This is a genomic window from uncultured Campylobacter sp., from assembly GCF_947255105.1.
Classification (GTDB): Bacteria; Campylobacterota; Campylobacteria; order Campylobacterales; family Campylobacteraceae; genus Campylobacter_B.
In genome coordinates this window covers 75,515-87,013 of the sequence record NZ_CAMYFP010000003.1, presented here as the reverse complement: position 1 = coordinate 87,013, position 11,499 = coordinate 75,515, and the positions used below count along the sequence as shown (strand labels likewise).

The following is an 11,499-nucleotide window of genomic DNA, read 5'->3' as shown; positions in this document are numbered from 1 at the left end:
AAAAGATATAATAGCCCCTTTAACTGCATAAAATATATAAAAAGGAAGAGAGTGTTTAACCAAATTAGCGAGTCATTTAGATCTGCTGTAAATAAACTTAGATTTGTTGATGATGAAAAGGCGCTTAAAAATGCCATTGATACGCTTAGAAAAACGTTGCTTAGAGCCGATGTTCATCACAAAGTAACAAAAGATCTATTAACTCTTATTGAAAATGATGTCAAAGCCAAAGGAATTGGACAAAAACACTTTCTCGACTCGATAAAAGAACATCTTACAGCTATCTTAACAGCGCCTGGCAATCAAGGCTTTGTCTTTGCAAGCAAGCCACCAACTGTGGTGCTTATGGTTGGACTTCAAGGTAGCGGTAAGACAACAACAACAGCAAAGCTAGCAAACTATCTAAAACTAAAAAAGAAAAAGGTTTTGATAGCAGCTTGTGACCTTCAAAGGCTTGCGGCAGTTGAGCAACTAAAACAGCTCTGCTTGGCAAATGAGTTAAATTTATTTTATATAGAAGATGAAAAAGATCCACTCAAAGTTGCAAAAGGAGCACTTCAAAAGGCAAAAGATGAGCTTTTTGATGTTTTACTTATAGATACAGCTGGACGACTTGCGATAGATGAGGAACTTATGAATGAGCTAAAAGAGATTAAAAAACTTAGCTCACCCGATGAGGTCTTTTATGTAGCTGATGCGATGAGCGGTCAAGATGGAATTAGATCGGCTGATAAATTTAACGAACAAATTGGACTAACAGGAGTTATCTTAACCAAATTTGACTCTGATACAAAGGGCGGTATTGCGCTTGGTGTTGCAAAACAGCTTGGCGTAGCACTTAGGTTTATTGGTGTTGGTGAGAAGATTGCCGACCTTGAAGGTTTTATACCTGATAGAGTTGTTGGTAGGATTATGGGCGAGGGCGACCTTGCTACATTGGTAGAAAAAACTAGTGCTGTTTTTGATGAAAGAGAGGCAAAACAGATAAGCAGAAAGATAAAAAAGGGCGAATTTACATTTAATGACTTTTTATCTCAGCTAGAGAGCGTAAAAAAACTTGGCAGTATTAAAAATCTTGTTGGTATGATACCGGGACTTTCAAATGTTGCCAACCAGCTAAAAGATGTTGATCTTGACAATTCAAAAGAGATTATTCATATAAAGGCAATGATTAACTCAATGACGCCAAAGGAGCGCGAAAATCCATCTTTACTCAACAACTCAAGAAAGAGAAGATTGGCAGCTGGTTCAGGGCTTACTCAAATGGAGGTAAATCGCTTTTTAAAGCAGTTTAGTAACGCCTCAAAAATAGCCAAAAAATTTTCAAGTAAAAATGGTGGTATGAGTGCACTTAGTTCTATGATGGGCGGACAAAAAATTCCTAGATAGTTCTAGGATTTTTTTATGGGCAAAAGATGTCTATAAAAAAGTCTTAATAAATTTAAAGGAGAGAGCAGATGGCAACAGTTGTAAGGCTAACTAGAGTAGGTCGCAAAAAGAGACCTTTTTATCGTATTGTTGTAACAGATAGTAGAAAAAGAAGAGATAGTGGTTATATCGAGGCTATTGGTTACTATAATCCAATAACCAACCCTGAAGTTGTTAAATTTGATCAGGAGAGACTTCAGTATTGGAAGAGCGTTGGTGCAAAACTTAGCGATCGTGTTGCACGAATAACAGCAAACGCATAAAAATGGTAGAAGAATTTTTAAAGCAATATGCTCTATTGCTTGCTAGCAAACCAGACAAGATAGAGGTCAAAAAAGAAGAAGCAGATGAGAATTTTGTAGAGATTATCATCTATGCCGACAAATCTGATACTAGAAAGCTCATAGGAAGAGGCGGTAGAATGATAAATGCTATAAAAACCGTCTTGCTTGGTTGCAAAGCCAAAAGTCCAACTTCTTATAGAATTACAGTTAAACCTATCGAGGAGATGTGATGGATGAGCTCCTTTTGGTGGCAACTATTGGCAAAACAGTAGGGCTTAAAGGGGCTTTAAAAATTCACATAGTAAGTGATTTTCCAGAGCAGTTTAAAAGTGGCGCCAAGTTTATCTTAGATGATGATAGAGTTTTGGAGATTGCTGCTTTTAATGATGGAAATTTAACTGCTATTTTTAAGGGATATGAAGAGATAAATTTAGCCAAAGAGCTTGTAAATAGAAAAATTTATCAAACTATCGAAGAGACCAAAAAAAACTGTAAATTAGAGCAAAATCAATACTTTTACTTTGATATCATCGGGCTTAAAGTCTTTGAAGAGTCGCTTTTGCTTGGTGTTGTTGATGAGATTGCTGATGGCGGGGCAAATGAGCTGCTTTTAGTAAAAACAGATAGCGCCTTAGTTAAAAGCGGTCTTAAAAAAGAGTTTTTTATCCCATATACCAAACGTTTTGTTGTTGGTGTTAGTTTGGAGAGAGAAGAGATCAGAGTCAAAAATTCACTTGATCTTCTAAAGAGTTTATGACCATTAGTTACATTACGCTTTTTAGCTCTTTGGTTGAGTTTTATTTTAGGGACTCAATCCTAAAAAGAGCGCTAGATAGCGGACTTTTCACAACTAAGTTTATCAATCCTAGAGACTTTTCAAAAGATAGACATAAAAAAGTCGATGACTATATGGTTGGTGGCGGTGCGGGACTTTTGATGAAGCCAGAACCGCTTTATGAGGCTATAAAAAGATGCAAAGAGCAGGGCGCTTACATTATCTGTCCAACTCCAGCAGGCAAGCCATTTAGACAAAATGATGCAAAAAGACTTGCTAAAAAGGAGCATATTTGTTTTGTTTGTGGAAGATATGAGGGGATTGATGAGCGAATTGTTGAGCAGTGTGTTGATGAACTTTTTTCTATAGGGGATTTTATCATCACTGGCGGAGAGCTTGGGGCGCTTTGTATGAGCGATGCAATCTGTAGAAATATCAAAGGTGTTCTTGGCAATGAAGAGTCCTTGAAAGAGGAGAGTTTTGAAGAGCTTCTTTTAGAGGCACCATCTTTTGTAAAGCCAACTATTTTTAATGATAACCCGTTGCCTTCAGAATTGTTAAAGGGTAATCATGGTAAAATACAAGCTTTAAAAAATCAAATGGCGAGCTTAAAGACTAGCTATTACCGTCCCGATTTAGCAAATATCGCCAACATAAAAGGAAAATTATGAGAAATAAATTTATTGAGACATTTGAGCAAGAGCAGATTGCCAAAAAAGAGGTTCCTCAGTTTCGCGCAGGCGATACTATAAGAGTTTCTATACATATACGCGAAGGCGATAAGAGCAGAATTCAAAACTTTGAAGGTATCTGTATAGCAAGACGTGGAACTGGCGTAGGCGAGACCTTTATCGTTAGAAAAATAGGTGCAAACAACGTAGGCGTTGAGAGAATTTTCCCACTATATAGTGAGAGTATCGAAGAGATAACAGTCTTAAGACATGGAAGAGTTAGAAGAGCAAAACTATTTTATCTAAGAGATAGAAGAGGTAAGGCTGCTAAGATTAGAGAGCTTAAAAAATAATTCTACAAATTTAAAAGATCGCTAGAGTTCTAGAGATCTTTTTACCCCTTTACCACACATTTTAATCCAATCTTTTCTATTTTGAGCTATTTAACTCAAATTTGACTTCTTTTGTTTATTGTAGATTTTGTGGTTATTGAGTTGAAATTTAAGCCTTTTAACATTCAAATTTAGAGTTTTTAAAATGGCAGTTAAGTTTAAATTTCAGCTGTTTATTTTAACTTTGAGGCGCTTATTGATTGCACTTTTAAAAGCTAAATTTAGCCTCTAAACTCCTATAAGTTGAGAGTTTTTAAAATGGTTAAATTTTAACTCTTTATTTAGTAGGTTTTTTAAATTTAGTTTTTTATTTTATTGTAGACTTTATGGCTATTAATTTGAAATTTAAACCTTTTAAAATGGTAGTTAAGTCTAAATTTCAGCTGTTTATTTTAACTTTAAAGTGCTTATTGATTGCACTTTCAAAAGCTAAATTTAGCCCTAAGCTCTTATAAATTTAGAGTCCTAAAAGAGTATTTTGTCATTGTAGCTTGGCTGTTCGTTGCTGTCGTCTTGTTGATAGTCATAGATGGTCTTTACAGGCAGAGGCGAGCGATCTGTATAAAACTCTTTTTTGCCATCATCATACTCTTTTACATAGACGCCATTTGGCAAGCTAAAGGTTCTCTTTGTTCCTGGAAAAAGAGCTAAATAGCTGTTTAAAAATTTAGCAAAAACAGGTGCTGCTGTTCTAGCGCCGCCCTCTACATTTCGCATTGGCTTGTAGTTGTCGTTGCCATACCACACAATTACCAAAAGCTCAGGCGTGTAGCCACAAAACCAAGCATCTACGCTGTTATTTGAGGTTCCAGTTTTGCCAGCGACCTCTATCTCTGGGACTTTTGCTCTTCGCCCTGTTCCGTTATTTACCACATCTCTCATCATATCAATCATTAGGTAGTTTTGCTCAGGTGTGGTTATGGTTTTGGATTCAGATTCAAAAAGATAGACTGTATCATCTTTTGAGATGGCTTGTTTTATAAATTTAGGTGTAGTCATCACTCCGCCACCTGCAAAAACTGAGTAAAACTTAGAGTATTCCAAAGGCGATATTCCAAAACTTCCAAGTGCCACTGAGAGATCGCTTGGGATATCTTTAAAGCCCATATCTTGAAGTCTTTTTACGACATTATTGACACCAAGTTGGTTCATAAGATTGACTGTTGCTAAGTTTCTAGATCTTCTAAGTGCCTCTTTCATAGTGATGTAGCCATCATATCTTCTTCCGTAGTTTTGTGGGTTCCACTCATTTTGAGCTCCCTCGTCAAATGTCTTTGCAATATCGGCCACTTCACTAGTTGGCGAAAGTCCGCTATCTATGGCATATTCGTAGATAAATGGCTTAAAGCTAGAGCCTGGCTGTCTTTTGCTCTGTGTTGCGCGGTTGAAGTTGCTTTTTGCATAATCGACTCCACCAACAATAGCCAATATATCGCCATTTAACGGATTGATGACAACTATTGCGCCATTTACAACACTTGCATTTGCCTCACTATCTCGCTTCAAAATCTCGTTATATCCAAAAACTAGCGCCTCTCTTGCTATCTCTTGGACCTTTAAATCAACGCTAGTATAAATTTCATAGCCCGATTTGTCTATCTCTTTTAGATATCTTCTAGCCTCTTTCATAACTTCATCTACTACATATGGCGCTCTGTTTTGAGTAAGTGTGTCATCATAGACCTTTGGGACCTCTTTTGTAGCGCTTATGTATTCGCTTTTGGTTATCCAGCCAAGATTATACATCCTTTGAACTACACTATTTGCCCTTGCAAGTGAGAGTTCTAGATATCTAGTTGGATCGTAGCTACTAGGGGCTTTTGGAAGACCTACAAGGATAGCCATCTCCTTTAGAGTAAGCTCATCAAGACTCTTTCTAAAGTAGCCTTTTGCTGCTGTTTTTATGCCAAAATAGCCATGTCCTAAGTAAATTTCATTTAAATATCTCTCTAAAATTTGCTCTTTGCTAAGATAGTCTTCAATCTTGATAGAGATCAAAATCTCCTTTATCTTTCGCTCAATCTTCTTTTCGCTGCTAAGTAGCATATTTTTAACAAGTTGCTGTGTGATGGTAGAAGCACCCTCTACTAACTTCATAGCCTTTATATCTTTGATAAGCGCTCTAAAAATCGCCTCATAATTAACGCCACCATGTTCAAAAAAACTGGTATCTTCAATGGCGACCAATGCCTCTATGATCCTTCCTGGAATATCGTCATATTTTACATAGAGGCGGTTTTCTTCATCAAAAACATTTGCAATAAGATCACCATTTATATCGTATATTCTAGTAGTTAGGGCAGGCTTATACTCTATGATACTGTCAAAATCAACCTGAATACTCCTATAAAAATAAAATATGATTGTAAAGGCAGCAACAACTCCCAAAGTTATAAGCCCAAAGAAAAATCTCACAAACATAGATATCTCCTAAGAATCTCGATATTTAGTCCCATGGCTGTGCTAGTGTTGCCACTTTGAGACTTGATATATTTTTTGTTAAATCCCTCTATACTCATTCCGCCCGCCTTGCCTTTGTATCCGCCAGATGTGATGTAGTTGTGAAGTTCATCTTGGTCAAATTTGTAAAACTCATATGTTGTAAGGCTCAAATTCCAAAAATTTAGCTCTTTTCCCAAAAATATCATAGCGGTAGATATGCTTACTTTGTTGCCACTTTGCAAAGAGAGCATTTTTGTTGCCTCTATCTCATCTTTTGGCTTTTTTAGGACAATGTCGCCTACCAAAACAAGAGTATCGGCAAAGAGTAAATTTTGGCTCTTTTTGTCAAATTGTCTATATTGGTGCTGTTTTTGCATGGCTATCTTATAGGGCTTTAGATATGGCGGTGTTTCTCTTATATCAATTTCGTTAAAGTCAAATTTAATCTGTTTAAAATAAAAGCCGCTCTCTTTTAGAAGTTTGGCTCTAGTTGGCGAAGTTGAGACTAAATTTATCACTATATGACCTTCAAAGCTACGCCAAGATAGATACCTATGGCAAAAAGGGCGATATTTAGAGGTAAGAAGTATTTAGCAATGATGACTAAATGCTCCATCATGGCTTCATTATCATCTTTTAGGATTGATTTTTTAAGCTCTTTCATGCGGTAAAAGATGTAAAAATGGTTAAAAAGTATAAAAAGTATCAGAACGATTTTGGTGTTTATAATCTCTTCTACCATAGGATCTGCAAATTTGATGTTATTGCTATCTAGAAGTAGATAGCCAATTGTTACAATAAGTGCCAGAAGCAAAATAAACAAGAAGAAGAATAAATTTAGAGAAAAAAGTAGAAACTTTAAATTTCTCTTATCTTGCGAGCTTTTCATAAAAAATATCACAATAGCAACCACGCTAGTTTGCAAAGCGATGATTGCTGAGATGGATAAAATATGAAAAAATGGAAGTATTTGCTCTACTCTTGCAAAAGCACTATTGACCTCATACATTTTTTAACTTTTCTTTGATGGCTTTTTTTGTAAATTTCAGCGCTTCTTCTATTTTTGATGGATCTTTTCCGCCAGCTGTCGCAAAGTCATCGCGACCGCCGCCTCCTCCACCTAAAATAGCAGCTATCTCTTTTATAAGCTCTCCAGCCTTTATCGGTGCATTTTTGACACCAAGTGCTAGGGCTATTTTGTCATTGCTGCTGTTTAGCAAAAAGACAACTATGCGCTCATTTGAGTTTTTGAGTTCGTCTATTTTAGTTTTGATATCTCCGTTAAATCTATCAACAACAACCTTTATCCCCTTAATTTCATCTGCTACTAAGGATTTTGCCATTGAGATATTTTTTATCTCATTGTGTGCTTTTCTTAATTCATCCTTTAGCTTCTCTATGCTTTGAAGTGGTTCGCCCTTTAGAGCTAGCTCTATATCTTTGTATTTGGCTCTTAAATCATCTATATATTTTAGTGCAGCTCTACCGCAAATCGCCTCTATTCGTCTTACGCCAGCGCTTATCCCGCCCTCTTTTAAGATGATAAATGTGCCGATAGCAGAGCTGTTTTTGACATGAGTTCCGCCACAAAGCTCTTTGCTCTCTCCGATAGTTTGCACTCTTACTTTGTCTTTGTACTTTTCGCCAAAAAGAGCTATCGCGCCACTTTCTTTTGCCTCTTTTAGGTTCAATACTTCGCACTTTGACTCTATGGCTTGAAATATCATCTCATTTACGATTTTTTCTATTCTGTTAAGTTCGCTCTCTTTTAAAGCTCTATTAAATGTAAAATCAAATCTAAGCTTGTTGCTCTCTACAAGTGAGCCAGCTTGAGATACGCCATCGCCAAGCACCTGTTTTAGAGCATATTGTAAAAGGTGAGTTGCACTGTGATGTTTGGCAATCTCATCTCTTCTACTCTCATCAACGATAGATACAACATTCTCGCCTAAATTTAAGTCAGCCACAGCCTTTATATGAGCTAAATTTATATCCAAATGCTTGATAACATCATCTATATCGCCCTTGCCCTCTATTTTTCCAAAGTCAGAGCTTTGGCCGCCACTCGTTGCATAAAATGGTGTTTTATCTAGCATAACCCAACCAGACTCACCTTTTTTTATCTGATCTATTCTCTTAAACTCTTCGTCAAGCAGTGCTAAAATTTGGCTCTTTGTCTTTAAACTATCATAACCTACAAATTGATTTGCTCCAAATTTATTAAGAAGTTCTTTAAAGTCGCCATGTATAGCTCTATCGCCGCTACCTTTCCAGCTTGCTTTTGCTCTATCTTTTTGCTCTTGCATAAGCTCGTTAAATTTATCTTCATCTACGCTAAGCCCTTTTTCTCTAAGCATATCAGCAGTCAAATCAAGCGGAAAGCCATATGTATCATATAGTTTGAAAGCTACTTTGGCGCTAAAGACATCTTTTGTTTTGGAAAGTTCATCATTAAATAGCTCAAGTCCATTGGCAATAGTAGATAAAAAGCGTTCCTCTTCAGCTAAAATTTGCTCTTTTACAAAACTTGCTCTCTCATTTAGATAGAGATAATGACCACCCATAAGCTCAACTACTTTATCTACAAGTTTATACATAAATGGCTCTTTTATACCAAGCAAATAGCCATGTCTTAATGCTCTACGCAAAATTCTTCTCAAAACATAGCCTCTGCCCTCTCTATCAAACCCAACGCCTTGAGCTAGCAAAAAGACAGCTGATCTAATATGATCGCTTATGACTCTATAGCTTGCTCCTTCTTCATAAATGTATGGTTTGCCACAAATTTTTTCAACTTCTTTTATAAGTGGCATAAAAAGCGAGCTATCATAGTTGCTAAATTTGCCCTCTTTTATAGCCATTACTCTTTCTAGCCCCATTCCTGTATCGATACTTGGTTTTGGAAGAGGGCTTAGTTTGCCATCTTTGGATCTTTCATACTGCATAAAAACAAGATTCCAAATCTCCAAAAATCTATCGCCATCGCCGCCCATATAGTCCTCAGGACTATTAAAATGCTCACTTCCTTGATCATAAAAAATCTCACTACATGGTCCACAAGGTCCAGTATCTCCCATCGCCCAAAAGTTATCTTTGTCGCCAAATTTGTAGATACGCTCTTTGTCGATGTGTCGCTGCCAAAGTTGGTAGGCTTCATCATCTTTTTCATGTACTGTAACATAGAGTCTATCTTTTGGAAGTTTTAAAACTTCAGTGATAAACTCCCAAGCATAGCCAATAACCTCTTTTTTAAAATATTCTCCAAAGCTAAAATTGCCAAGCATCTCAAAAAATGTATGGTGTCTTGCTGTGTAGCCAACGTTGTCTAAGTCGTTGTGTTTTCCGCCAGCTCTTATGCAAGTTTGACAGCTCGTGTAGATGGGTGGAGTAGGGCGTGGCGCCTCTCCTGTGAAGATGTTTTTAAAAGGAACCATTCCCGCATTTGTAAAAAGCAAAGTTGCGTCATCTGGCACCAAAGGGGCGCTTGGCATAACTTTGTGACCTTTATTCTTAAAGAAGTTTAAATACTCTTTTCTTATATCCATAATCTCACTCATAAAAATCGACCTTAATTTATTTTGTTTTTATTTTAAGCATTGATTTTACCAAAATTGTTGTAAATATTAGCTTTTATCTATCAACTTTGGTATAATCAAACAATTTTATCACTAAAAAAGGGTTGAGTGTTAAATAATGAAAAAAGATATCGCCATCATAGGACTTGGGCAAAGAGGAAGAAATCACCTAAGCGAGCTTAGAAGATCTGATTTTTTCAATCTTGTAGGGCTTTATGACAAAGTTAGCAAGCAAGATTTTGGTAGGTTTGTTGTCTATGATGATATTGAAAAAATGTTTAAGGAGACAAAACCCGAAGCTGTAGTGATAACAACTCCCATTTCTACCCATAAAGAGATGATTACTAGATCGATGAAATATCTTAAAAATATCTTTGTTGCAACCCCAATTACGGGCGACTTGGAGCAGATAAATGAGCTTTGTGAGATTGCAAAAGAGAATGAGCTAAATTTAGCCATTGGATACTCTCAAAGATTTAACCCAACTACCCAATCCATAAAAAAAGAGCTTGAGAAAAATATTGAAATTTACAATATCTCCTACATAAGAGGCATTTGTCAAGATGAGAAAGAGTCAAATTTAGATAGCTTCTTTACCCAAGATATCGACATCATCACACATATTTTTAAAAGTGATGTTGAGAAAATAGAGTTAATTAGAGAAAAAAATAGAGCTGCAGTGGCATCTTTGAAGATGAAAAATGGTCTGTTGGTGAGCTACTCTTTAAGCACTCTCTATCCGAAAGAGAGATGTTATATGGAAATTTGCACCGATGATGGCTTTTATCTTGCTGACTTTGTAAATTTCACTCTTCATAAAATAACAAAAAACGGCAGGATAAATTTAAGAGTTGATAGCGAAGATTTTTCTATAAGATTTGAACATGATGCCTTTAAAAAGTTGTGCGATGGTCTTGGCTGGGGCAATCTTGCAAGCATTGAAGATGTTTTGGCAGCAAAAAAGATAGCCTCTTGAAAAGATCGATACTTCTTTTAAATATGGGCGGCCCAAGCAACCTTGATGAGGTTGGGCTTTTTTTGAAAAATATGTTTGATGATCGCTATATTTTGCCAATTAAAAATGATTTTATAAGAAAAACTCTCTCTTGCGTTATCACCTTTTTTAGAAAAAACGCGGCTAAAAAAAACTATATGCAAATTGGCTCAAAGTCGCCCATAAATGATATAACAATTAGACTTTGCAAAAAGATAAATGAGATGGCAAAAGAGATTGATGGTGAAGTTGTTGTTGATTATGTGATGAATTATACGCCACCTTTTGCAGATGAGGTTGTGAAAAAATATAGAGATTTTGATGAGATTATTCTCTTTCCGCTCTATCCACATCATTCAAAAACTACTGTTGATTCGAGCCTATATAGCATAGAGCAAGCGATTGCTAAATTTGATATAAAAGCAAAGATAAAGGTTGTTCCTGTTTTTTATGACGATGAGAATTACAATAAAATTTTACTTAAACTAATAGCAGATAGAAGTTCAAATTTAAGTAGCGATGAGATTGCAAAGACCGATATTATATTTTCTGCCCACTCACTTCCTAAAAAAAATGTAGAAAGAGGTGATATCTATCAAAGTCACATAGAGAAGCACTTTGAGATATTGAGTGCGCTTCTTGCTAAAAATGGTCTAAATTTCAAAAACTATCATCTTGCCTATCAATCAAAGCTTGGTCCAGTTGAGTGGCTTACTCCAAATTTAAGCCATATTTTGCCTATGTTGGAGTCAAAAAGAACTATTGTTGTGCCTCTTTCTTTTTGCATCGACAACTCAGAAAGCGACTATGAGCTTGCCATAGAGTATGCCAAACTTGCAAAGGTGCATGGCTTTGATTTTTATGAAGTTGTAAAGTGTCCAAATGATAGCGATGAGTTTGCCAAATTTATCTTGCAAAAGGCACTTAGTAGTTAAATT

12 protein-coding genes are annotated in these 11,499 nt (G+C 36.2%); 8 read left to right on the top strand and 4 right to left on the bottom strand.

Going from position 1 to position 11,499, the window contains the following annotated elements:
- Positions 1–51: 51 nt before the first annotated feature.
- The 6 genes from ffh (at position 52) to rplS (ending at position 3,511) form a co-directional block, all read left to right on the top strand.
- Positions 52–1,389 carry a signal recognition particle protein gene (gene ffh, locus Q0X52_RS02830; protein WP_297574606.1) on the top strand — a complete coding sequence of 446 codons (1,338 nt, stop codon included), beginning with the start codon at positions 52–54 and terminating at the stop codon, positions 1,387–1,389.
- Between the two features lie 68 nt (positions 1,390–1,457).
- Positions 1,458–1,691: a 30S ribosomal protein S16 gene (gene rpsP, locus Q0X52_RS02825; protein WP_297574603.1), complete on the top strand. Its 234-nt coding sequence runs from the start codon at positions 1,458–1,460 to the stop codon at positions 1,689–1,691.
- 2 nt (positions 1,692–1,693) lie between these two features.
- Positions 1,694–1,942, top strand: a complete 249-nt coding sequence (locus Q0X52_RS02820; protein WP_297574600.1) for a KH domain-containing protein — start codon at positions 1,694–1,696, stop codon at positions 1,940–1,942.
- Entirely contained in the window at positions 1,942–2,469 is a 528-nt protein-coding gene (rimM, locus tag Q0X52_RS02815) for a ribosome maturation factor RimM (protein ID WP_297574597.1), read from the top strand. Before Q0X52_RS02820 ends, rimM begins: the two co-directional genes overlap by 1 nt.
- On the top strand, positions 2,466–3,158 hold the full coding sequence (trmD, locus tag Q0X52_RS02810) for a tRNA (guanosine(37)-N1)-methyltransferase TrmD (RefSeq protein ID WP_297574595.1): 693 nt from the start codon (positions 2,466–2,468) through the stop codon (positions 3,156–3,158). The genes rimM and trmD overlap by 4 nt, the downstream gene beginning before the upstream one ends.
- Positions 3,155–3,511 carry a 50S ribosomal protein L19 gene (gene rplS / locus Q0X52_RS02805; RefSeq protein ID WP_297574592.1) on the top strand — a complete coding sequence of 119 codons (357 nt, stop codon included), beginning with the start codon at positions 3,155–3,157 and terminating at the stop codon, positions 3,509–3,511. The genes trmD and rplS overlap by 4 nt, the downstream gene beginning before the upstream one ends.
- A 504-nt stretch (positions 3,512–4,015) precedes the next feature.
- Here rplS and Q0X52_RS02800 read toward each other — a convergent pair.
- From Q0X52_RS02800 to alaS, 4 genes are read right to left on the bottom strand one after another with little or no spacing between them, the layout of a single operon-like run.
- Positions 4,016–5,971, bottom strand: a complete 1,956-nt coding sequence (locus Q0X52_RS02800; RefSeq protein ID WP_297574590.1) for a transglycosylase domain-containing protein — start codon at positions 5,969–5,971, stop codon at positions 4,016–4,018.
- The gene (gene maf, locus Q0X52_RS02795) at positions 5,962–6,510 is read right to left on the bottom strand and encodes a septum formation inhibitor Maf (RefSeq protein ID WP_297574589.1); all 549 of its coding nucleotides are present in this window, start codon (positions 6,508–6,510) and stop codon (positions 5,962–5,964) included. Before maf ends, Q0X52_RS02800 begins: the two co-directional genes overlap by 10 nt.
- Positions 6,510–7,001, bottom strand: coding sequence for a hypothetical protein (locus Q0X52_RS02790; protein WP_297574586.1), 492 nt, complete (start codon positions 6,999–7,001; stop codon positions 6,510–6,512). Before Q0X52_RS02790 ends, maf begins: the two co-directional genes overlap by 1 nt.
- Positions 6,994–9,537, bottom strand: coding sequence for an alanine--tRNA ligase (alaS, locus tag Q0X52_RS02785; protein WP_297574786.1), 2,544 nt, complete (start codon positions 9,535–9,537; stop codon positions 6,994–6,996). The genes Q0X52_RS02790 and alaS overlap by 8 nt, the downstream gene beginning before the upstream one ends.
- Before the next feature lie 148 nt (positions 9,538–9,685).
- Here alaS and Q0X52_RS02780 point away from each other — a divergent pair, with 148 nt between their 5' ends.
- Positions 9,686–10,543, top strand: a complete 858-nt coding sequence (locus Q0X52_RS02780; RefSeq protein ID WP_297574584.1) for a Gfo/Idh/MocA family oxidoreductase — start codon at positions 9,686–9,688, stop codon at positions 10,541–10,543.
- Entirely contained in the window at positions 10,540–11,496 is a 957-nt protein-coding gene (gene hemH, locus Q0X52_RS02775; RefSeq protein ID WP_297574581.1) for a ferrochelatase, read from the top strand. Before Q0X52_RS02780 ends, hemH begins: the two co-directional genes overlap by 4 nt.
- Positions 11,497–11,499: the final 3 nt, after the last annotated feature.